Consider the following 22,782-nt stretch of genomic DNA (forward strand, 5'->3'; position numbering starts at 1 on the left):
AGGAAAGTCAATGGAAAGAAGTTTAACTATGGAGCTCGTAAGGGTGACAGAAGCAGCTGCGCTCAAATCTGCAAGATGGATGGGGCGCGGAATGAAAAATGAAGCAGATGATGCTGCTACCACTGCAATGCGTAATGTTTTTGATACGATCCCGATGCAAGGGACAGTGGTTATTGGTGAAGGAGAAATGGACGAGGCTCCAATGCTTTATATCGGTGAAAAGCTTGGAACTGGGCAAGGACCGAAAGTCGACGTAGCCGTTGACCCATTGGAAGGCACATCAATAGTGGCTTCCGGAGGATGGAATGCTCTGTCTGTTATTGCTATTGCTGATGCAGGGAATCTTCTTCATGCTCCAGATATGTATATGGAAAAAATTGCTGTTGGTCCAGAAGCAGTAGGGAAAATCGACTTGAATGCCTCAGTTACAGATAATTTGATAGCAGTGGCGAAGGCAAAAAATAAAAATATCGAAGATGTCGTGGCGACTGTGTTGAACCGCCCGCGTCATGAAAAAATTATTGCTGAATTGCGTGAGGCTGGTGCTCGAATCAAATTGATTGATAATGGCGACGTAGCCGGAGCAATCAATACTGCTTTTGATCAAACAGGTGTTGATATTTTGTTTGGTACAGGAGGAGCTCCTGAAGGTGTCATTGCCGCAGCTGCGCTCAAATGCCTTGGTGGAGAACTGCAAGGCAGGCTTGTACCTTCCAATGACGCTGAATTGGAACGATGCAAGAAAATGAATATTGATATCAATCAAGTATTCCGAATGGAAGATTTGGTGAAGGGTGATGACGCCATATTTGCCGCTACTGGGGTAACAGACGGCGAATTGTTAAAAGGCGTTCAATTTAAAGGCTCTTTCGGGTCTACTCATTCAATTGTCTTGCGAGCTAAATCGGGAACAATTCGTTTTATCGAAGGCCGACACAGTCTTAGCAAAAAACCTAATATGGTCGTGGAATCTTAATTTTAGGAGGGATGTATTCCCTCCTTCATGACTTTTAAGTTGTGTAATTTCATTCAGCAGAAATCTTCCACTTCTATAAGTGGTGAGATGAATGCATATTGGTATTCCATTCAGTGGGGGGTCAAACCCCGGCTGAATAAAGTTAAAGCCTCCGGCGGATGCCACAGATTTTCAGAGGAAATTTATCGAGCTTAAGCTCGATAAAATCTGGGCGCAAATACGCCAAGGCGCATTTGATCACAACGCCATGGTCTCATTCTTCCTATTCTTCATGTGAAATGCACTCAAAAAAATCCTTCCACTTTCTCAACATAATGTTATATTACAATCAACGACTTCAAGAGGATTAACAGACAAGAAGATTAAAGCAGGATGAAAACAAGTGTGTGCGAATTTAGTATAAAAACAATAAAATATTTGAAAAAGTGTGGTGTAGAAATGGCTGGTTTAACCATCTCTTCATTAGAAGATATGAAACTGAAAGAATTATATGAACTTGCCCGTGAATACAAAGTTTCCTATTACAGCAAACTTACAAAAAAAGAATTGATATTTGCCATTTTAAAAGCTCGTGCGGAGCAGGAAGGCTTCTTTTTCATGGAAGGAGTCTTGGAGATCATTCAATCTGAAGGATTTGGTTTCTTAAGGCCAATTAATTATACGGCAAGTTCTGAGGATATTTATATCTCGGCATCACAGATTCGCCGTTTCGATTTGCGCAATGGAGATAAGGTTTCCGGAAAGGTGCGACCGCCTAAGGAAAACGAACGGTACTATGGATTGCTTCATGTGGAGGCGGTCAATGGAGATGATCCAGAAAGTGCTAAAGAGCGTGTCCATTTCCCGGCATTAACTCCGTTGTATCCAGATAGACAGATTAAACTGGAGACGACCCCTTCAAACTTATCTACTAGAATCATGGATCTTATTTCCCCGGTTGGTTTTGGACAGCGTGGCTTGATTGTGGCTCCTCCGAAAGCCGGTAAAACAATGCTGTTAAAATCGATCGCCAATTCAATTACGACAAATCATCCCGAAGCAGAATTGATTGTATTGCTAATTGATGAAAGGCCTGAGGAAGTTACAGACATTGAACGCTCAGTAGATGCGGAAGTTGTAAGCTCCACATTCGATGAGGTTCCGGAAAATCATATTAAAGTGGCTGAACTTGTGCTTGAACGTGCCATGAGGCTAGTAGAGCACAAACGAGATGTGATCATTTTGATGGATAGTATCACAAGGCTTGCCCGCGCATATAATTTAGTCATTCCTCCAAGTGGAAGAACGCTTTCCGGAGGTATTGATCCAGCGGCATTTCACCGTCCAAAGCGATTTTTTGGTGCCGCTAGAAATATTGAAGAGGGTGGCAGCCTGACTATTTTGGCGACAGCCCTTGTAGATACGGGTTCCCGTATGGATGATGTGATTTACGAGGAGTTCAAGGGAACTGGGAACTTGGAACTGCATTTGGATCGTTCTTTGGCCGAAAGAAGAATTTTCCCTGCCATCGATATTCGCCGTTCTGGGACAAGGAAGGAAGAGCTTCTTATACCGAAAGATCGGCTTGAAAAAATGTGGAAATTGCGTAAAGCGATGTCGGACACTCCTGACTTTGCGGAGAAATTTCTGCGTAAGCTGAAGCAAACAAAGACGAACGAAGAGTTCTTTGAAGCATTGACTACAAAGTAGATTTAACGTCATTCAGCAGAAGTCTCCCACTTCTGTAAGTGGTGAGATGAAAGCCTATTGGTATTCTATTCAGTGGGGGTCAAATCCCGGCTGAATAAAGTTAAAGCCTCCGGCGGAGGCCCCAGATTTTATCGAGCGGAGCTCGACAAAATCTGGGCGCAAATACGCCAAGGCGCATTTGATAAATATTTCGTTGAGCTTGAATTGCATTTTTACTTTCACCTTGTTATAATAAAAAATGTGCTTTTTTGAATTACTGCAGATTTATGTCTGCATCGTAATATAGAACTCTGTTTCAGCAAATGATTCAGGGCATTAAGGAGATGAAATGTAATGAAAGCAGGAATCCATCCAGAATATAAAAAAGCAACTGTAAAATGTGCATGTGGTAACGAATTTGAAAGCGGCTCTGTCAAAGAGAATATCCGTGTGGAAATTTGCTCAGCTTGCCATCCATTTTACACTGGCCGTCAAAAATTCGCATCTGCGGACGGACGTGTTGATCGCTTTAACAAGAAATACGGACTTAAATAATCATACGTTGAAAAACGGGCAAGGCGACTTGCCTGTTTTTTTATGCCCGGACTCATTTATGAACTTGTGGACAAATGAGAAGTGGCTTACGAAAAAAATGGATAGAGGTGTGGATAAGTGGAAATCTCCAACCAAAAGGGCTCAATTGAAGTGATTTGTGGCAGTATGTTCTCCGGGAAAACAGAAGAATTGATTCGTCGGATCAGAAGGGTGCAATATGCCCGGCAAAATTTGATGATATTCAAGCCGAAATTAGATGATCGTTACAGTGTTAATGAAGTTGTTTCCCACAATGGGCTATCTGCTATGGCACAACCTGTGGATAACTCTGTCGATATTTTTCAGTGGGTTCATGCTGACGTAGATGTTATTGCAATTGATGAAGCACAATTTTTTGATGGGAAAATTGTAGAGGTTGTAAATCAGTTAGCTAACTCAGGTCATAGAGTTATTGTAGCAGGGTTGGATCAGGATTTCCGTGGCGAGCCTTTTGGATCCATGCCCGGGTTACTGTCTATGGCAGAATACGTGACAAAGCTGCAAGCTGTTTGTGTTGTCTGTGGTGAACCTGCCAGCCGGACACAGCGTCTAATTAACGGCGAGCCAGCTTGTTTTGATGATCCAATTATTTTAGTGGGAGCTTCTGAAGCATATGAGGCAAGGTGCCGCCGCCATCATGAAGTGCCTGCGGGAGTGAGCAGGCATTTGGCACAGTCTGTAAAAGGTGAAGAATAGATGATCTTTAAAAAAATCCAGATGAAACGCTGGGTTTTTATTTTTAAAATGTCTTATCCACATGTTAATAACCAATACGTTTTAACTTCATTCAGCAGAAGTCTCCCAAAAAGTCTCCACTTCTGTAAGTGGTAAGATGAATGCATGTTGGTATTTCATTCAGCAGGGGGTCAAACCCCGGCTGAATAAAGTTAAAGCCTCCGGCGGATGCCACAGATTTTCAGAGGAAATTTATCGAGCTTAAGCTCGATAAAATCTGGGCGCAAATACGCCAAGGCGCATTTGATACTTACAAAAATAAAACGAAGTGCTTTTTCAAAAAAGTTTGCTTTGCAGAAAGTGGTCAGTGTACTATAAAAAGAGCATGTAAGGAAAAACTTTGAGGTGAAGACTTGTGTTCGATAGATTACAATCGGTGGAAGACCGTTATGAGAAATTAAATGAGTTGTTGAGCGACCCTGAAGTTGTCAGCAATTCGGAAAAACTCCGGGAATTTTCGAAAGAACAATCTTCCATAGCAGAGACGGTTGAAGTGTATAGGGAGTACAAAGAGGCTAAATCAGAATACGATGATGCCAAAGAAATGCTGGATGATAAGCTTGATCCCGAAATGCGCGAAATGGTTAAGGAAGAGATTGATGAATTGGAAGTCCGGATCAAGGATTATGAAGAAAGATTGAAAATTCTTTTGATCCCGAAAGACCCAAACGATGATAAAAACGTCATTATGGAGATTCGGGGAGCTGCTGGAGGAGATGAGGCGGCTTTGTTCGCCGGTGATCTTTACCGGATGTACAGCAGATATGCAGAAGCCCACGGATGGAAGACGGAAGTGATCGAAGAACATTCTACGGGTCTGGGTGGTTTCAAAGAAATCATTTTCATTATCAACGGAAATGGAGCTTTTTCAAGGTTGAAATATGAAAATGGAGCACACAGGGTGCAACGTGTGCCAGAGACAGAATCAGGCGGCCGCATCCATACATCAACAGCAACGGTAGCTGTCCTTCCTGAAGCAGAGGAAGTGGAAGTAGATGTACATGAAAAAGATATTCGCGTCGATACGTTCGCTTCCAGTGGGCCTGGAGGACAAAGTGTCAATACGACAATGTCAGCCGTACGTTTAACTCATATTCCGACTGGAATAGTCGTTTCCTGCCAGGATGAAAAGTCTCAGATTAAGAATAAAGAAAAGGCGATGAAGGTTCTTCGTGCCCGCATTTATGATAAATTCCAGCAAGAGGCCCAAGAAGAATATGATGCAAACCGTAAATCCGCTGTAGGAACTGGTGACCGTTCTGAAAGGATCCGGACATATAACTTTCCGCAGAATCGTGTGACGGACCATCGCATCGGTTTGACTATTCAGAAGCTGGATCAAATCTTGGAAGGTAAGCTGGGTGAAGTCATTGATGCACTGATTGTTGAAGATCAATCCAAAAAGCTTGAAAGCGTGGAAGATTAATTGTCTAATGAACGGACTATATTCAAAGCCCTATCCTGGGCTTCTTCTTTTTTAATAGAAAATGGAAGAGACGCTAACGCCGGTGAAATTTTACTGAGAGCCCAACTGAACATGAGTCGATCAAAACTACTTGCTGAACAGAAAATGCCTCTTGCCGAGCAGGAATGGAATCGCTTTGAAGAAGCAGTTAAGGAACATGCAGCAGGCAAGCCTGTCCAGCATATCATCGGATATGAAGAATTTTACGGAAGAAAATTTCTTGTAAATGAAGATGTTCTGATTCCGCGTCCCGAGACGGAAGAGCTGATTGAGGCTGCATTAAAAAAGCTGGGTACAACATTTAAATCTTTATCCGGCTTAAAAGCGGCGGATATTGGAACAGGAAGCGGTGCTATTGCTGTAACATTAAAATTGGAAAGGCCTGTTCTGTCTATTTTTGCATCTGATTTATCTGAAAGGGCACTTCAGACGGCTAAAAAAAATGCTGAATGCCTAAACGCCGAAGTTCAGTTTTTACAGGGAGATTTGCTCCAGCCGTTTATTGATAATGGACTGAAGTTGGATATCATCGTGTCCAACCCTCCTTATATTCCTGCCCATGATGAATTATCAGATGTCGTCTCCGAACATGAACCACATTCGGCATTGTTCGGGGGCGAAGATGGACTGGATTTCTATCGGCGGTTTGCATCTGAATTGCCAAATGTTTTAAAGGAACAATCCCTTGTTGTTTTTGAAATCGGTGACGGACAGGGGAAGGATGTGAGCCTGCTGCTGGAGAAAAGTTTTCCAGAAGCGGAGATTGACGTTGTAAGAGATATTAACGGTAGGGAGCGTATTGTCACTATGGCAGTACAGAAAATATCATTTGATTGATTATAAGATTTAAAAATTGTCCATACTGTCCTAGTGAAGGGACGGGTGGGGAATATGAGAAAAAATAGTAAACAAAAATTCTATCAAAAATACATTGCAAGTGCATATATAGCGATTCTCTCGCTGGCAGCTGTCATGAACTTTTATTTTCCGGATCAAGAGAGCTCCGCAGCAGAAAACGTGCAGGTTATTCCAGAAGAGGCGATCCGGCTTCGGATTCTTGCCAACAGTGACAGTGAAAAAGATCAGGAAGTTAAACGGGCTGTCCGGGATGCTGTGAATAAACAGATTAACGAGTGGGTGGAACAATTGACTTCTATTGAGGAGGCCCGGCATGTGATTTCTTCAAGGCTTCCTGAACTTGAAAAGATTGCGAAAAACGAACTTATAAAGCACGGCCTTTCATATTCAGTCAGCATCGATTTTGGGGATGTTCAGTTTCCGACGAAATTATATGGGCAATACCTTTATCCTGCCGGAACATATGAAGCTGTCTTAATCACTCTTGGTGAAGGAAAAGGGGCCAACTGGTGGTGTGTACTTTTTCCGCCGCTTTGTTTCCTGGATTTTTCCAACAGTGCAGCGGTAAGTCAAGGGATTGAAGAAGATGTGGATAACGCTGTTGATATAGAAATGGAGCAGGATGAAAGCTTATCGTACGTAGAGGATGAACAGACTGAGGTGCCTGTTCCAGCATTCGTAGGAGAGCAGGAAGAGGAAGTAGAGGTCAAATTTTTTCTGAAAGAACTGTTTGATGAGCTGCTTTAACTTCATTCAGCAGAAGTCTCCCACTTCTGTAAGTGGTGGGATGAATGCCTATTGGTATTCCAATCAGAGAGGGTTCAAACCCCGGCTGAATAAAGTCAAAGCCTCCGGCGGATGCCACAGATTTTCAGAGGAAATTTATCGAGCAGAGCTCGATAAAATCTGGGCGCAAATACGCCAAGGCGCATTTGATTACACAATGAATCTCTCGAAGGGGAGATTTTTTGTTTTATATGGTAAAAATAAAGTGTGAGAGTTAAGCTTAAATGCAAAATCGGCATGCTGTACTTGGAACTCTTGCTTACTGTGGGAAACTTCAACGGTTATTCACAAAAACACGTGAAGTTACCCACATTTTACCCGATTCTATCCACAAGTTGTTAATAACTCATTCATCAAAGGTTGGACTTGAAAACTATAACGATAGAAATGCCCCTATATAAAGGTGGGTCTTTAGCTAAAAAGAGGTGGAATAAATGAAGACAAATTATTGGACTGTGGATATTGATGTGGATATAAAAAATATTTATCCCCAGGTTGTGGAAGCTGCACATTATTTAAAAGAAGGAGAAGTTGTGGCCTTCCCAACAGAAACAGTTTATGGCTTAGGTGCTAACGCGTTGACGGACAAGGCTGTTGCAAAAATATTTGATGCAAAAGGAAGGCCCGCAGATAATCCACTGATTGTCCACATAGCAAATGTGGACCAGCTTGACTTATTGACAAAAGAAATCCCGGAAACGACTATCAAGCTCATGGATGAATTTTGGCCAGGCCCGTTGACCTTGATTTTCAAAAGGAAACCTAATGCTGTTTCATCATTAGTAACCGCCGGTCTCGATACAGTCGCTGTGAGAATGCCGGATCATCCGGTTGCGCTTGCACTCATTCACACTGCGGGCGTGCCTATTGCTGCTCCCAGCGCTAATAAGTCCGGAAAACCAAGTCCCACCATGGCAACGCATGTTTTGGCTGATTTGGAGGGCTTGATAGCAGGTATAGTTGATGGGGGTCCCACGGGTGTTGGTCTGGAGTCTACAGTCCTTGACTGTACTCCAGAGGTTCCGGTCATTTTACGTCCCGGCGGTTTGTCCAAAGAAGAGATTGAAAGAGTCATCGGGCAGGTGGATCAGGATCCTGCTCTACAACATTCAGAGTCTTCTCCTAAATCTCCCGGGATGAAATACCGGCATTATGCACCGTCTGCACCATTATTTTTAGCAGACGGGGATAAGGAATGGATTCAAGAACTGATCGATCAAAAGAGGAATTCAGGCACAAAGGTCGGTGTTCTTGCTCCTAAGGAATCGGCTTCCTTTTACAATGCGGATGTGGTAGCTGTTTGTGGGAGCCGGTCGAATTTAAAGAGTGTGGCGCATACCCTTTATCAGGCATTAAGAAGCTTTGATGAAAAGAATCTTGATATGATATATGCGGAGGTTTATCCGGTTCAAGGAGTGGGAGCAGCAATCATGAACAGACTTGAAAAAGCGGCTGCTCATAGAAGGGTCACGCAGGGGAAAACGGAGAAATAATTTTTGGAAAGCCGGACAAATAAATCCGGCTTTTACTTCATCGATAATGGTTATTAATCCCTTTCAGGATGTCTACTCTCTCATCTCGGCGCATATGATTTTTTATAGGCACGTCCGAGGTGAAAGGAGATTTATCCATGATGGTTCCTGAATTGGTGACATTAGTAATCATGGCATTTGCGGTGGGAATGGATGCTTTTTCTGTTTCCCTTGGCCTGGGAATTTTTAAACTTAGATTACGTCAAATATTTTCAATTGGGATAACAATTGGTCTGTTTCATATGGCGATGCCCCTTTTGGGGATCATGACGGGGCATCTACTGTCCACGACTTTCGGGAAAATTACGGGTTATATTGGTGGTATGCTCCTTGTTGTTATGGGTGTTTTGATGATTGTTTCATGTTTTCGTAACAATGAGCAAACGATTGTCACACCTATTGGGTGGGGATTGATTTTTTTTAGTATGGTCCTAAGCCTAGACAGCTTTTCCGCCGGGTTAAGCTTGGGGATGTTTGGTGCAAGGGCGATTGCTGCGATGATTATTTTTGGAGCGGTTTCCACCTTATTAACATGGAGCGGACTTATTTTGGGGAGAAAAGTACAAAACTGGCTCGGTTTTTACGGAGAACTGCTTGGTGGCTTTATTTTAATCGTTTTTGGTATCAAGTTAGCTTTTATTGGCTGAAAATGCGTATATATGATGTTGAAACTTCTGAAGCTGTCTAATTACAGCTTTTTTATCGTTGAGGAAACTATATAATGCATAATGTTAATAGCATCTTATTACATTATGATACGTCTAGCTTCGACGAAATAGATGCCCTAGTGACACCTGGTACAAGCAGAAGCGACAGGTCAGGGCCTTGTTGCCTTAGTCCGGATCAAATGCGCCTTGGCGTATTTGCGCCCAGATTTTATCGAGCTCCGCTCGATGAATTTCCTCTGAAAATCTGTGGCATCAGCCGGAGGCTTTGACTTTATTCAGCCGGGGTTTGAACTCCCACTGAATGAATACCAATAGGCATTCATCTTACCACTTACAGAAGTGGGAGATTTCTGCTGAATGAAGTTAAAGGCATTTCAGTCTGGATTGTTGCTTGTACCTTGTTCTAGGCAATCTAAGGATTGGGTAGTGAAACTTCTTTTAGTGATATAATATATAGAAAACTTTATGAGGGGGCAGCTATGAAAAACATACTGTTTGTTTGCACTGGTAATACGTGCCGTAGCCCAATGGCTGAAGCGATTTTTAACAATATCCAAAATGGGAATGCTTTTGCCAGGTCCGCCGGTTTATTTTCAGCCGAAGGCAGCCGGGCGGCAGAAAATGCATCGAGAGTTTTGGCTGAAAATAAGATACAGCTCGAGCATAGGTCCAAACAGTTGGTTGAGGAAGATTTGGAATCGGCTTCATATGTATTTACTATGACGAGAGCACATAAAGAAATGCTGATGGACAAGTATCCGGCAGCTGCCGATAAAATTTTCACTTTGAAGGAGTATGTCAAGGGGCCTGAAGGCAACATTGATATTGTGGACCCTTTCGGTGGAAATATACATACATATCGGGAGACATTTCAAGAGATGAAAAGTTTGATTGAAAAGCTTTCGCTTGATTAGTCAAAATCCTAGCGCTCCAAAATGGTAACTGGACTACTCTTCTTTTATAATGAAGGAAACGTGTAACGAACAATAAGGAGGAAAAACTTTCATGAAAGTCGCAATTGCATCGGATCATGGTGGTGTCAACATCCGAAAGGAAATTCTCCAGTTGCTGGATGAAATGAACATTGAATATGAAGATCTAGGCTGTGAAGACAGTTGTTCCGTAGATTACCCTGACTATGCGATTCCTGTGGCGGAAAAAGTAGTAAGCGGGGAGTGTGACCGAGGAATCCTAATTTGTGGAACCGGCATCGGAATGAGCATAGCTGCCAATAAGGTGAAGGGAATTCGTTGTGCGCTTGTACATGATGTGTTTAGTGCAAAGGCAACCAGGCTTCATAATGACAGCAATATTTTAGCGATGGGTGAGCGTGTAATTGGCCCCGGATTAGCTCGTGAAATTGCCAAAACTTGGCTGAAGACAGACTTTGAAGCTGGCCGTCATGAAAAGCGGGTGCAAAAAATAACAGATTATGAATCGGATAGACGATAATCTTAATTAACAAGGGGGAGTTCTAAATGGCAATTGAACAATGGCAGGAAGAAGTGCGTACCCTTCTTGACGAGTGCAGGGAAAATCTGCCCATCGGAGAAGGAAAAGTGTTGGTTATCGGCTGTTCAACATCTGAAATTGCCGGGCAACAAATTGGTACTTCCGGAGTGATGGAACCGGCAAATATGTTATATGAAGAATTGAAAAAGTTTGCGGATGATAAAAAGGTTCATCTTGCTTTTCAATGCTGCGAACATTTAAATCGTGCTTTGGTCGTTGAAAGGCAGACTGCCTTAGAGAATGGCTGGGAAGAAGTGACGGTTATTCCAGTTCGTAAAGCGGGCGGTTCCATGGCTACTTGTGCTTATTCACAAATGAAGGATCCGGTTGTTGTTGAATTTATCAAGGCAGATGCGGGTATTGATATAGGTGATACGTTTATCGGAATGCATTTAAAGCATGTAGCTGTACCTATAAGAGTCAATCAAAAATCAATAGGTGGCGCCCATGTAACGATTGCAACGACACGGCCAAAGCTAATTGGTGGGGCGAGAGCAGTATATGAAAGTCAAAAACTGAACGATCATTGCTCATCTTAATGATAATGTTCCGTTTTTGTTAAAATAAGTTTGGAAAATTCACACCTTCATGTTAAAATATAAGCGATTAACGAATACAAGCGAAACTCGAAAGGATGAGGGGGAGCAATATGAGCAAACTGAGTGAGAATAGTACTTTAAGTGCTATCGCACAAGAAGATCCGCAAATTTATGAAGCTATCCAAAAGGAATTGAACAGGCAACGTGCGAAAATTGAGTTGATTGCATCCGAGAACTTTGTCAGCAAAGCAGTAATGGAAGCGCAAGGATCGGTTTTGACAAATAAATATGCTGAGGGCTATCCCGGCCGCCGTTATTACGGGGGTTGTGAGTATGTCGATATAGCTGAGGACTTGGCACGCGACCGGGCGAAACAAATTTTTGGTGCTGAGCATGTAAACGTACAACCGCATTCCGGAGCTCAAGCAAACATGGCGGTTTATTTTACTATTCTTGAGCATGGAGACACTGTGCTTGGCATGAACTTGTCACACGGCGGACACCTTACCCATGGAAGCCCTGTTAACTTTAGTGGGGTACAATACAACTTTGTTGAATATGGTGTTGATAAAGAAAGCCATCGCATCAATTACGAAGATGTACGCCAAAAAGCTCTTGAACATAAGCCGAAGCTGATTGTTGCGGGTGCAAGTGCTTATCCAAGAGTCATTGATTTTGAGAAATTCCGTGAAATTGCCGACGAAGTCGGGGCTTATTTTATGGTGGATATGGCTCATATTGCGGGACTTGTGGCAGCAGGCCTTCATCCTAATCCGGTACCATATGCTGATTTTGTCACCACAACTACACACAAAACATTGCGTGGTCCACGTGGTGGAATGATTCTTTGTAAAGAGGAATTTGCAAAAGCGATTGACAAGTCTGTTTTCCCAGGATTACAGGGTGGACCGCTTATGCACGTCATTGCGGCAAAAGCTGTTGCATTCGGAGAAGCTTTGCGTGATGATTTCAAAGATTATGCCAAACTCATTATAGAAAATGCAAACAGACTTGCCGAAAGTCTTAAAAAGGAAGGCGTGAACCTTGTTTCTGACGGGACGGACAACCATTTACTTTTATTGGACGTACGCTCTTTAGGATTAACCGGAAAAGATGCGGAAAAAGTTCTAGATGATGTTGGGATCACTGCAAACAAAAACACAATCCCTTATGACCCTGAAGGTCCATTCGTAACAAGCGGTGTCCGTATTGGAACAGCGGCTGTTACATCACGTGGATTTGGAATGAAAGAAATGGATGAAATTGCATCTTTGATTGCTTTTGTTCTGAAAAATCACGATGATAAAGAGAAACTGGAAGAAGCTAGCAAGAAGGTTGAAGCGATCACGTCTCGCTTTCCTCTATATGAATAATTTTGATGAACAGTCTGTCTAAAGGATAGGCTGTTCTTTTATGTACTGAATATACAGGCGTTGTTTTTGTTATTCATGTAGCTCCAGCGCCTATCGACTAGCAGACTTCGCGCCCAATGTGCTCCTGCGGCGCAGAGTATTCGAGGATGTAAACCTCACCTCGTCGCAAAGCTGTATGAAGCTCACTCAAGAAGTCTCTCACGAGGTACTCCAAGTAAGCTGCTTTCCTACGATAAGTCAACATTGGCTCCGACGTACAGGAAGTACTAGTGCAGGCGAGGCGACAGGACGTCGCTGTTTGAGCCGGCCGACGGACACGGTGTTCTAGTGCAAGCGAAGCGACAGGATGTCGCTGCTTAAGCCTGCCGAGTGCGTAAGGATTAAGCCAATCGCTTCTGAAGGCAAACTACGCTTTCCTCAGCACTCTCTTATGATTGTCGCCGATAAGCAGGCACTCTCGCACTTCATTTTTCCTTTATCTCGTCGAAATCACTCTGTCCAGCTCCAACGCCTAACCCCTCGAGGTCATAAGGCAATTCCCTGTGGTGGCTGAGGAACGCCTCCTCGGGAATTGCCTTATGGTTGTCGGGGTTAAGCAAGGCGTTTCCGCATTTCAGCTCAGTCTGTACGTCGATGAACAGGCGCTTATGCTTTTGTTCATCGTCTAGCTCCAGCGCCTATCGACTAGCAGACTTCGCGCCTTCTCCTACGATAAGTCAACATCGGCTCCTTCGTCGCCGTGTTTCCTTTATCTCGTCGAAATCGCTCCAGTCTGTACGTCGAAGAACAGGCGCTTATGCTTTTGTTCTTGCCGAAAGTTTTTCTTTTATGTAAAATGAGCAAGGATATAGCGACCAGAGCGAGGGTGAATTGGTTCATCCGAATCACTTCGAATGCTCCCGTCTTGATCGTGAATAAAAAGAACAAAGGAGAGAGCACTATGGGCAATGTTCATGTAATCGACCATCCTCTCATTCAGCACAAAATTACGTACATCCGCGATAAAAATACAGGGACAAAGGAATTTCGTGAGCTTGTTGATGAAGTTGCAACACTTATGGCTTTTGAAATTACTAGGGATATGCCGTTAAAAGAGATTGAGGTAGAAACCCCTGTGAGCAAGGCTACCTCAAAAGTGCTGGCTGGAAAAAAGATAGGCATCGTCCCGATCCTCAGAGCTGGAATCGGAATGGTGGACGGTATATTAAAATTGATTCCTGCTGCAAAAGTAGGACATGTCGGTCTTTACCGTGACCCGGAAACTTTAAAGCCAGTTGAATATTATTTAAAACTGCCAAGTGATGTACAGGAGAGATTTTTCATTGTCGTCGATCCTATGCTTGCTACGGGTGGAACTGCTGTAGAAGCAATCCATTCATTGAAAAAACGTGGCGCCAAACAAATTAAGCTTATGTGCCTGATCGCTGCTCCAGAGGGAGTCGAAGTGATCCAGGAAGCTCATCCGGACGTGGACATCTATGTTGCGGGCGTAGATGAAAAGCTTGATGAAAAAGGATATATTGTACCAGGCTTAGGGGACGCCGGGGATCGTTTATTTGGAACAAAGTAATTCCTATCATAAAAATGAAAGAAGAGGGATCTGATTCCAAATGAATAGACGAATCAAAGTACTATCTGTTTTTGGTACAAGACCTGAGGCCATTAAAATGGCGCCCCTAGTGAAGGAACTAAAGGCAAGAGACCATGACTTTGAATCGTTCGTGGCTGTTACCGCCCAGCATCGGCAAATGCTTGATCAGGTTCTCGAAGTTTTCAATATCGAGCCGTATTATGACTTGAATATCATGAAGGAAAGCCAAACCCTGATAGATATTACAACACGCAGTCTTGAGGGGCTTGACGGAATAATGAAGGAGCTTCAGCCCGATATTGTCCTTGTTCATGGCGATACGACAACAACATTCTCTGCAAGTATCGCCGCATTTTACAACCAGTCCGCTGTAGGGCATGTTGAAGCGGGATTAAGGACTTGGAATAAATACTCTCCTTTTCCCGAAGAGATGAACCGGCAACTGACAGGGATTATTGCGGATCTGCATTTTTCGCCTACTGAAAAAGCGGCTCGGAATCTGATCAATGAAGATAAACAAGAAAACAGTATCTTTATTACAGGCAACACAGCGATCGATGCTCTTAAAACGACGGTAAAAAACAAATATGAACATGAGGTACTCGATAAACTGGGCAGGGACCGCTTGATTCTTCTTACTGCCCACCGCAGGGAAAATTTGGGACAGCCCATGAGGAACATGTTCAGGGCCATTAAACGAATTATTAATGAGCAGCCGGATATCCAAGTTATCTATCCGGTTCATTTAAATCCGGTTGTCCGAGCCATTGCGAGTGAAGAATTGGGAGATGACCCACGAATACACTTAATTGAACCGCTTGGAGTTATTGATTTTCATAACTTTGCGAACCGAGCTTACTTGATCCTCACTGATTCGGGTGGAGTGCAGGAAGAGGCTCCCTCGCTCGGTGTTCCAGTCCTTGTTCTCCGCGATACGACAGAGCGTCCTGAGGGTATTGAAGCAGGGACCTTGAAGCTTGCTGGAACGGATGAAGAGACAATCTATAGTCTTGCAACGGAATTGATTACTGATTCCGAAAAATATAAGAAAATGGCTCACGCCATGAATCCGTATGGCGATGGAGAAGCTTCAAAGCGGATTGCGGATGCCATATTGTATTATTTTAAAAAGAAAAATGTAAGGCCGGAACCTTTTCGGCCAGTTGATTAAACAGGAGGAGAATTTCCTCCTGTTTTTGGTACTCCTGCAAGGAGGATTTATCTTTCATCAGCCTTGACAAAAAAAGGTCGAAAAACCACATGTTAGATGAAATTTGATGAAATTGTGACAAACTAAAAAACGAGATTAGTTTGTTTCTAATTTCACATGAAACCCGTTGACTTTGACATAACCCTATTGTATGCTAACAAAGGGTATGAAGAGGAGAGTATGTTCACTTTCTTTCATCCAAAAATCGTTCGGATTTTGTTAAATAAACACGGAATTTGTAGCCTGATTAAAAAATGCGAAAGATGATGCAAATTGAGTAGGAAAAAACGTCATCCGCTTCATGGGATGGCCCTTTATTCTGCCATTTTGGCACAGTTGGCTGGCTCTGTTCTAGTGGGAATTTTCCTTGGAAGATGGCTGGATGAAAAAATCGGACTTGAGCCGCTTTTCTTGATTGTCTGTCTTCTTGCCGGTTTGGCAATAGGAGTTTTTGGGGTTATTTTAACAATCCGGCAATCGGGGGATTAGAAAGATATGGATAACCTCCAGCAGTTATTTAATAGACAAAGGAAGTACATACTGTACTTATTGGCAATTCTTGTATTGGGTTGGGGCTTCACTCCTTACCAATCTATTTTTATGGGATTGATTCTTGGGACTTCCATCAGTTTCTTTAACCTGTGGATGATGGTCCGCAGAATGAACAAGTTTGGGGAAGCTGTGCTGACAGGACGCAAAATGCGTTCCTTAGGAACATTATCCAGGATGGCTGCCGCCATTTTGGGAGTATTCATCGCCATGCAATACCCTGAAACCTTCAATCTCATAAGTGTGATTATAGGATTAATGACATCTTACCTTGTCATAGCGATAGATGCTTTAATCTCCATCCTTTTTAGAAAAGACAAGCAGCGGGAAGAGAGGTGAGTTCTAAATGGATCATGGAGCACCGATTAAAGAAATATTTGGATTGTATTTCAACCTCGGAAACGTATTGATGATTACTGTAGCTTCACTTATCGTGTTTATTATTGCCGTGATCAGTACGCGGACTTTGGCGATGAAGCCGACAGGTATGCAAAATTTTATGGAGTGGGTATTCGATTTCGTCAAAGGGATCGTTAAAAGTAATATGGACTGGAAAACAGGCGGACACTTCCACGTACTTGGTGTAACCTTAATATTCTATATATTTGTGTCCAACATGCTGGGTTTACCATTTTCGGTATCTATCAACGACGAATTATGGTGGAAATCACCGACAGCCGATCCGGTCATTACACTTACATTGGCAACAATGGTAGTGGCTTTATCGCATTATTATGGAATCAAGCAAAAAGGTTTTGGCGAATATCTTCGCGGCTATGTCAGCCCAATGTGGTTCTTACTCCCGCTCAAAATTATTGAAGAATTTGCCAATACATTAACACTAGGTCTTCGTCTTTATGGAAACATCTTTGCAGGGGAAATCTTACTTGGCTTATTGGCCGGAAGCCTTGCAGCCATGGGTGCAGGAGGCTGGATTGCAGCGGCAATTCCGACGCTTGCATGGATGGGATTCTCAGTGTTTATTGGAGCGATTCAGGCATTTATTTTTACTATGTTGACAATGGTTTACTTGGCCCACAAAGTCAATGAAGACCATTAATATATACTTGTTCATCAAAATGGACAAAGAATTTTAACCAAAATACTTTTTATATATTTTAAGGAGGAACTTTATTATGGGAATGTTAGCAGCAGCAATTGCAATCGGATTGGCAGCTCTTGGAGCAGGTATTGGTAACGGATTGATCGTTTCCCGCACAGTTGAGGGAATTGCACGTCAACCAGAAGCACGTGGTATGCTACAAACTACAATGTTCATCGGGGTAGCGTTGGTAGAGGCTGTTCCTATCATCGCAGTTGTTGTCGCGTTTATGGTTCAAGGCAGATAACATTTATTGAATAATCAGAACATGTTTGAAAATGGCGAAGAAGAAAACACTTCGCCATTTTTTAAGAAAAGCGGAGGCGCCTTGTTTAGCCCCGACCAGCACAAGACGATTCCCGAGGAGGCAGTACTTTAGCCGCCACAGGGAAGTGGCTTGTGACCTCGAGGGGCTGGGTGCCGAAGCTGGACAATAAGAAAAGCGGAGGCGCCTTGTTTAGTGATCCATTCCGCTATTAGCAGTAAAAACCATTTGAACGATTGACATGCTACCGGTTGAAGGCCGGTTGATTCAAAACCGATACGAAAAGTCCGAAAGGAGTGGAGCAAGCTTGTTAACGAGCAGCTTTGTATTAGGGACGGAAATTGCCGGCGTACATTTTAATGGCGGCGACATCATTTTCCAGCTTCTAATGTTTATTATACTAATGGCGCTGTTAAAGAAAGTTGCCTGGGGACCATTGATGGGCATCATGAAGCAGCGTGAAGAGCATATAGCAGGTGAAATCGAATCGGCTGAAAAAAGTCGGGTTGAAGCAAATAAATTGCTTGAAGAGCAAAAAGCTTTATTGAAAGAAGCACGTCAAGAAGCGCAGAACATGATTGAAAACTCCAAGAAACATGGCGAAAACCAAAGACAAGAAATTATGGAAACAGCTCGCCAGGAAGCAGAGCGCTTGAAAGAAACTGCACGCTTGGAAATCGCACAGGAGAAAGAAAATGCTGTTGCGGCTTTGCGTGAGCAAGTAGCATCATTATCTGTAATGATTGCTTCGAAGGTAATTGAAAAAGAATTGACAGCTGAAGACCAAGAAAAGCTGATCAATGAGTATATCGAAAGAGCAGGCGAGGAGCAATGAGTAATCCTGTAGTTGCTGAACGCTACGCTTTGGCTCTGTATCAAGTAGCAAAAGAACAGAACTTATCTGATAAGATTGATGAAGAGTTAAGGGCGATAAAAAAGGTTCTAGTTCAAAATCCAGGCTTTATCAGTCTTTTGCAATCTCCAAAGCTTTCTGTGGTGCAGAAAAGAAATCTGATTGAACAGTCTTTACCAAACGTATCTTCGCCTGTTACTAACACTTTCATGATATTGGCAGATCGACATAGAGAAGATATCTTAGTCGAAGTGGCAGAATCCTATATCAATCATTTGAACGAAGAACGGGGTATTGCCGAAGCAACTGTCTATTCAGTCAGATCTTTAACTGCAGATGAATCCAAGGCCATTTCTGCTGTGTTTGCTCCAAAAGTAGGCAAACAGACCTTAAATATCGAAAATATTGTTGATCCGAACATGCTCGGTGGTGTCAAAGTACGCATTGGTAACAGAATCTTTGATGGAAGTCTTCTTGGAAAACTTGACCGACTTGGACGGCAACTGACTAGTTAAGAACGATTTGAATAATGTGGGGTGAAATTCATGAGCATCAATGCTGAAGAAATCAGTGCGCTGATAAAAAAGCAAATTGAAAACTATCAAGCTGAATTAGAAGTAAGTGATGTTGGAACAGTTATTCAAGTAGGGGACGGTGTTGCCCGTGCTTATGGCTTGGACAATGTCATGGCTGGAGAACTTGTTGAGTTCTCAAACGGTGTCATGGGAATGGCGCAAAACCTTGAGGAAAGCAACGTCGGTATTGTTATCCTTGGACCATATACAGAAATTCGTGAAGGTGATGAGGTCCGCCGTACAGGACGTATCATGGAGGTTCCAGTTGGTGAGGAACTCATTGGTCGTGTTGTTAACTCATTAGGACAACCTGTTGACGGAATGGGACCAATTAATACAACAAAAACTCGTCCAATCGAAGGCCCTGCACCTGGCGTCATGGATCGTAAATCAGTTCACGAGCCATTACAAACAGGGATCAAAGCGATTGACGCTCTTGTTCCAATCGGACGGGGACAGCGTGAGTTGATCATTGGTGACAGACAAACAGGTAAAACAACAGTTGCTATTGATACAATCCTGAACCAACGCGAAGAGGACATGATTTGTGTTTATGTTGCTATCGGACAAAAAGAATCTACAGTTCGTAATGCAGTAGAAACACTTCGCAAACATGGTGCAATGGATTACACAATCGTTGTTACAGCTTCTGCAGCCCAGCCTGCACCACTCTTGTACTTGGCTCCTTATGCCGGAGTTACGATGGGTGAAGAGTTTATGTACAACGGCAAACATGTGCTAGTTGTATATGATGACTTGTCCAAACAAGCAACTGCTTACCGTGAACTTTCCTTGCTTCTTCGCCGTCCTCCAGGACGTGAAGCATTCCCAGGGGATGTCTTCTACTTGCACTCCCGCTTATTGGAACGTGCAGCGAAACTTAGTGATGCAAAAGGCGGCGGTTCTCTAACTGCGCTTCCGTTCGTTGAAACACAGGCAGGAGATATCTCTGCTTATATTCCTACGAACGTGATCTCTATCACAGACGGACAAATCTTCTTGCAGTCCGATCTATTCTTCTCCGGTGTGCGTCCAGCGATCAACGCGGGTCTTTCTGTATCCCGGGTAGGTGGGTCCGCACAAATCAGTGCAATGAAGAAAGTTGCTGGTACACTGCGTCTTGACCTTGCAGCGTTCCGTGAGCTTGAGTCATTTGCTCAATTTGGATCTGACTTGGACAAGGCGACACAAGCAAAACTTGCTCGTGGTCAAAGGACTGTTGAAGTGCTGAAGCAGGATTTGAACAAGCCAATCAGAGTTGACAAGCAAGTAATGACTCTTTACGCTCTGACACGCGGATATTTAGATGATATTGCTATACAGGATATCCTCAGGTTTGAAGAGGAATTATATTCATGGCTCGATCACAACCGTGCAGACTTATTGGAGTCTATTCGTACAACAGGAAAGCTTCCTGCGGACGACGATATGGCAGATGCATTGAACACATTCAAAAAAACATTTGCTAAAAGCGACTCTTAAGATAAATGACGGCTGAAGGTGCCAAGGTTCTGAGTCCCTGGCGCCTTTTTAAAGACTATGATTACTTCAAATACAGGGTGGTGAGAACCAGTGGCATCATTGCGTGATATCCAGAACCGTATAAACTCTACGAAAAAAACCAGTCAAATAACGAAGGCCATGCAAATGGTTTCTGCGGCAAAGTTAAACCGTGCTGAAACAAATGCCAAGTCGTTTGTTCCTTATATGGAGAAAATCCAGGAAGTGGCCGCAAGCATTGCTTTGGGAAGTAAAGACGCAACGCATCCGATGCTTGTATCCCGTCCGGTCAAAAAAACAGGATATCTTGTCATCACTGCGGACCGTGGTCTTGCAGGACCATATAACAGCAGTATTTTGCGGGCAGTCAATGCGAAAATCCAGCAACGCCATAAAAGCAAAGACGAATATGCAATCATTGCTATCGGGCGAATGGGACGCGACTTCTTTATAAAAAGAGGCATGAATGTTGTGCTTGACATTACCGGTCTGCCAGATCAACCATCATTCGTTGATATCATGGACATCACTCGAAATACCGTCGGAATGTTCTCCGATGGGACATTCGATGAACTGTACATGTACTATAATCACTTCGTAAGTGCATTGACACAGGAAGTGACCGAGAAAAAAGTACTACCTTTAACGGATTTAGGCACATCAACTAAGCTTATGTCTTATGAATATGAGCCTTCACCAGAAGCCATTCTTGAGGTATTGCTTCCACAATATGCAGAAAGCTTAATATACGGGGCACTGCTTGATGGAAAAGCAAGTGAGCATGCTGCAAGGATGACAGCTATGAAGAGTGCGACGGATAATGCCTCCGAGCTCATCGACAGCCTTACATTGTCCTTTAACCGTGCTCGTCAGGCAGCCATCACACAAGAGATTACTGAAATTGTCGGCGGTGCAGCCGCATTAGAATAGATGAATGAAAAACAAACTTGATTATTATTAATATTTGATCCCAGGTAGGAGGGAAAAAAATGAGCAAAGGACAGGTTTTGCAAGTAATGGGACCGGTTGTCGACGTAAAGTTTCCTGATGGCCATCTCCCTGAGATTTATAATGCTCTGAAAGTAACGTACAATGCTCAATCAGAAACAGAAGTGAATATCGACCTTACATTGGAAGTTGCCCTTCATCTTGGCGATGATACAGTCCGTACTATTGCCATGGCGTCAACGGATGGCGTTCAAAGGGACATGGAGGTCATTGACACAGGTTCGCCAATTTCGGTACCGGTTGGTGACGTCACACTTGGACGTGTTTTCAATGTATTGGGTGACAATATTGACCTCGATGAAAAAATCGATGATAGTGCAAGACGCGATTCCATTCACCGTGAAGCACCTAAGTTCGACCAACTTTCTACAGAAGTAGAAATCCTCGAGACAGGAATTAAAGTGGTTGACTTGCTTGCTCCTTATATCAAAGGTGGAAAAATTGGTCTCTTTGGAGGTGCGGGTGTAGGAAAAACCGTATTAATCCAGGAATTGATCAATAACATCGCTCAAGAACATGGTGGTATCTCAGTATTTGCTGGTGTTGGTGAGCGTACTCGTGAAGGAAACGACCTTTACTACGAAATGAAAGACTCTGGCGTTATTGAGAAAACTGCGATGGTATTCGGACAAATGAACGAGCCGCCTGGAGCACGTATGCGTGTTGCTTTGACTGGCTTGACAATGGCTGAATATTTCCGTGATGAACAAGGACAAGACGTTCTTTTCTTCATCGACAATATTTTCCGTTTTACGCAAGCTGGTTCAGAGGTTTCCGCCCTTCTTGGACGTATGCCTTCTGCGGTTGGTTACCAACCAACGCTTGCAACTGAAATGGGTCAATTGCAAGAACGGATTACATCTACTAATGTTGGATCAGTAACATCCATCCAGGCAATTTATGTACCTGCGGATGACTATACTGACCCGGCTCCGGCTACGACATTCGCTCACTTGGATGCTACAACAAACCTTGAGCGTAAATTATCTGAAATGGGTATCTACCCAGCGGTTGACCCGCTTGCCTCTACTTCTCGGGCACTTTCTCCTGAAATTGTCGGTGAAGAGCATTACGAGGTTGCGCGTCAAGTACAACAAACTCTTCAAAGATACAGAGAGCTTCAAGATATTATAGCGATTCTCGGTATGGATGAGCTTTCTGATGAAGATAAACTAACTGTTGCTCGTGCCCGCCGTATTCAATTCTTCTTGTCTCAAAACTTCCACGTGGCTGAGCAATTTACAGGCCAGCCTGGATCTTATGTTCCAGTACAGGAAACTGTTCGTGGCTTTAAAGAGATCCTTGAAGGTAAATACGACCATCTTCCTGAAGATGCTTTCCGTCTTGTCGGTCCAATCGAAGAAGTTGTGAAAAAAGCTGAAGAAATGGGCGTAGAAGCATAAATAGGGACGAGGAGGCGATC

Annotated in this window: 27 protein-coding genes; all 27 read left to right on the forward strand. The window is 43.3% G+C overall.

Annotated features, from left to right (window positions below):
* The first annotated feature begins 10 nt into the window (after nucleotides 1–10).
* The gene (glpX, locus tag D5F11_RS02640) at nucleotides 11–976 is read left to right on the forward strand and encodes a class II fructose-bisphosphatase (protein WP_120114846.1); all 966 of its coding nucleotides are present in this window, start codon (nucleotides 11–13) and stop codon (nucleotides 974–976) included.
* 438 nt (nucleotides 977–1,414) lie between these two features.
* On the forward strand, nucleotides 1,415–2,665 hold the full coding sequence (gene rho, locus D5F11_RS02645; RefSeq protein WP_120114881.1) for a transcription termination factor Rho: 1,251 nt from the start codon (nucleotides 1,415–1,417) through the stop codon (nucleotides 2,663–2,665).
* 57 nt (nucleotides 2,666–2,722) lie between these two features.
* Entirely contained in the window at nucleotides 2,723–2,917 is a 195-nt protein-coding gene (locus tag D5F11_RS02650; protein ID WP_120114845.1) for a hypothetical protein, read from the forward strand.
* An 81-nt stretch (nucleotides 2,918–2,998) separates the two neighbouring features.
* Nucleotides 2,999–3,199, forward strand: a complete 201-nt coding sequence (gene rpmE, locus D5F11_RS02655) for a 50S ribosomal protein L31 (RefSeq protein WP_018708415.1) — start codon at nucleotides 2,999–3,001, stop codon at nucleotides 3,197–3,199.
* A gap of 117 nt (nucleotides 3,200–3,316) precedes the next feature.
* A complete protein-coding gene (locus tag D5F11_RS02660; protein ID WP_120114844.1) occupies nucleotides 3,317–3,934 on the forward strand; it encodes a thymidine kinase in 618 nt (205 codons plus the stop codon).
* A 394-nt stretch (nucleotides 3,935–4,328) separates the two neighbouring features.
* A complete protein-coding gene (gene prfA / locus D5F11_RS02665; RefSeq protein ID WP_120114843.1) occupies nucleotides 4,329–5,399 on the forward strand; it encodes a peptide chain release factor 1 in 1,071 nt (356 codons plus the stop codon).
* Complete coding sequence (gene prmC, locus D5F11_RS02670) at nucleotides 5,400–6,275, forward strand: peptide chain release factor N(5)-glutamine methyltransferase (protein WP_120114842.1); 876 nt, start codon at nucleotides 5,400–5,402, stop codon at nucleotides 6,273–6,275.
* Between the two features lie 54 nt (nucleotides 6,276–6,329).
* A complete protein-coding gene (gene spoIIR, locus D5F11_RS02675; RefSeq protein WP_120114841.1) occupies nucleotides 6,330–7,043 on the forward strand; it encodes a stage II sporulation protein R in 714 nt (237 codons plus the stop codon).
* A 40-nt stretch (nucleotides 7,044–7,083) separates the two neighbouring features.
* Complete coding sequence (locus D5F11_RS02680; RefSeq protein ID WP_126646485.1) at nucleotides 7,084–7,293, forward strand: hypothetical protein; 210 nt, start codon at nucleotides 7,084–7,086, stop codon at nucleotides 7,291–7,293.
* A gap of 223 nt (nucleotides 7,294–7,516) precedes the next feature.
* The gene (locus D5F11_RS02685; RefSeq protein ID WP_120114839.1) at nucleotides 7,517–8,575 is read left to right on the forward strand and encodes an L-threonylcarbamoyladenylate synthase; all 1,059 of its coding nucleotides are present in this window, start codon (nucleotides 7,517–7,519) and stop codon (nucleotides 8,573–8,575) included.
* Between the two features lie 137 nt (nucleotides 8,576–8,712).
* Nucleotides 8,713–9,261 (forward strand): manganese efflux pump MntP, encoded by a 549-nt coding sequence (locus D5F11_RS02690; protein WP_120114838.1) that lies wholly within the window; start codon nucleotides 8,713–8,715, stop codon nucleotides 9,259–9,261.
* A 74-nt stretch (nucleotides 9,262–9,335) separates the two neighbouring features.
* Nucleotides 9,336–9,551 carry a hypothetical protein gene (locus tag D5F11_RS02695; RefSeq protein WP_126646486.1) on the forward strand — a complete coding sequence of 72 codons (216 nt, stop codon included), beginning with the start codon at nucleotides 9,336–9,338 and terminating at the stop codon, nucleotides 9,549–9,551.
* Between the two features lie 210 nt (nucleotides 9,552–9,761).
* Entirely contained in the window at nucleotides 9,762–10,196 is a 435-nt protein-coding gene (locus D5F11_RS02700) for a low molecular weight protein arginine phosphatase (RefSeq protein WP_120114837.1), read from the forward strand.
* A gap of 91 nt (nucleotides 10,197–10,287) precedes the next feature.
* Nucleotides 10,288–10,734, forward strand: coding sequence for a ribose 5-phosphate isomerase B (gene rpiB / locus D5F11_RS02705; protein ID WP_120114836.1), 447 nt, complete (start codon nucleotides 10,288–10,290; stop codon nucleotides 10,732–10,734).
* Nucleotides 10,735–10,760: 26 nt separating this feature from the next.
* A complete protein-coding gene (locus tag D5F11_RS02710; protein ID WP_120114835.1) occupies nucleotides 10,761–11,333 on the forward strand; it encodes a TIGR01440 family protein in 573 nt (190 codons plus the stop codon).
* Between the two features lie 110 nt (nucleotides 11,334–11,443).
* Entirely contained in the window at nucleotides 11,444–12,706 is a 1,263-nt protein-coding gene (locus D5F11_RS02715) for a serine hydroxymethyltransferase (RefSeq protein WP_120114834.1), read from the forward strand.
* Between the two features lie 940 nt (nucleotides 12,707–13,646).
* A complete protein-coding gene (gene upp, locus D5F11_RS02720) occupies nucleotides 13,647–14,276 on the forward strand; it encodes a uracil phosphoribosyltransferase (protein ID WP_120114833.1) in 630 nt (209 codons plus the stop codon).
* A 40-nt stretch (nucleotides 14,277–14,316) separates the two neighbouring features.
* Nucleotides 14,317–15,468: a non-hydrolyzing UDP-N-acetylglucosamine 2-epimerase gene (gene wecB / locus D5F11_RS02725; RefSeq protein ID WP_120114832.1), complete on the forward strand. Its 1,152-nt coding sequence runs from the start codon at nucleotides 14,317–14,319 to the stop codon at nucleotides 15,466–15,468.
* A gap of 312 nt (nucleotides 15,469–15,780) precedes the next feature.
* The gene (locus D5F11_RS02730; protein ID WP_120114831.1) at nucleotides 15,781–15,996 is read left to right on the forward strand and encodes an AtpZ/AtpI family protein; all 216 of its coding nucleotides are present in this window, start codon (nucleotides 15,781–15,783) and stop codon (nucleotides 15,994–15,996) included.
* A gap of 6 nt (nucleotides 15,997–16,002) precedes the next feature.
* Entirely contained in the window at nucleotides 16,003–16,395 is a 393-nt protein-coding gene (locus D5F11_RS02735; RefSeq protein ID WP_120114830.1) for an ATP synthase subunit I, read from the forward strand.
* 7 nt (nucleotides 16,396–16,402) lie between these two features.
* On the forward strand, nucleotides 16,403–17,116 hold the full coding sequence (atpB, locus tag D5F11_RS02740; RefSeq protein WP_120114829.1) for a F0F1 ATP synthase subunit A: 714 nt from the start codon (nucleotides 16,403–16,405) through the stop codon (nucleotides 17,114–17,116).
* 76 nt (nucleotides 17,117–17,192) lie between these two features.
* Nucleotides 17,193–17,405 carry a F0F1 ATP synthase subunit C gene (gene atpE / locus D5F11_RS02745; RefSeq protein WP_120114828.1) on the forward strand — a complete coding sequence of 71 codons (213 nt, stop codon included), beginning with the start codon at nucleotides 17,193–17,195 and terminating at the stop codon, nucleotides 17,403–17,405.
* 325 nt (nucleotides 17,406–17,730) lie between these two features.
* Nucleotides 17,731–18,258 (forward strand): F0F1 ATP synthase subunit B, encoded by a 528-nt coding sequence (gene atpF, locus D5F11_RS02750; protein ID WP_120114827.1) that lies wholly within the window; start codon nucleotides 17,731–17,733, stop codon nucleotides 18,256–18,258.
* Nucleotides 18,255–18,791 carry a F0F1 ATP synthase subunit delta gene (locus D5F11_RS02755; protein WP_120114826.1) on the forward strand — a complete coding sequence of 179 codons (537 nt, stop codon included), beginning with the start codon at nucleotides 18,255–18,257 and terminating at the stop codon, nucleotides 18,789–18,791. The genes atpF and D5F11_RS02755 overlap by 4 nt, the downstream gene beginning before the upstream one ends.
* Before the next feature lie 30 nt (nucleotides 18,792–18,821).
* Complete coding sequence (gene atpA / locus D5F11_RS02760) at nucleotides 18,822–20,333, forward strand: F0F1 ATP synthase subunit alpha (protein ID WP_120114825.1); 1,512 nt, start codon at nucleotides 18,822–18,824, stop codon at nucleotides 20,331–20,333.
* A 90-nt stretch (nucleotides 20,334–20,423) separates the two neighbouring features.
* A complete protein-coding gene (locus tag D5F11_RS02765) occupies nucleotides 20,424–21,281 on the forward strand; it encodes a F0F1 ATP synthase subunit gamma (protein ID WP_120114824.1) in 858 nt (285 codons plus the stop codon).
* Nucleotides 21,282–21,340: 59 nt separating this feature from the next.
* Nucleotides 21,341–22,762: a F0F1 ATP synthase subunit beta gene (atpD, locus tag D5F11_RS02770; protein WP_120114823.1), complete on the forward strand. Its 1,422-nt coding sequence runs from the start codon at nucleotides 21,341–21,343 to the stop codon at nucleotides 22,760–22,762.
* The last annotated feature ends 20 nt before the right edge of the window (nucleotides 22,763–22,782 follow it).

Source organism: Siminovitchia terrae (genome assembly GCF_003605405.2).
Classification (GTDB): domain Bacteria; phylum Bacillota; class Bacilli; order Bacillales; family Bacillaceae_C; genus Siminovitchia; species Siminovitchia terrae.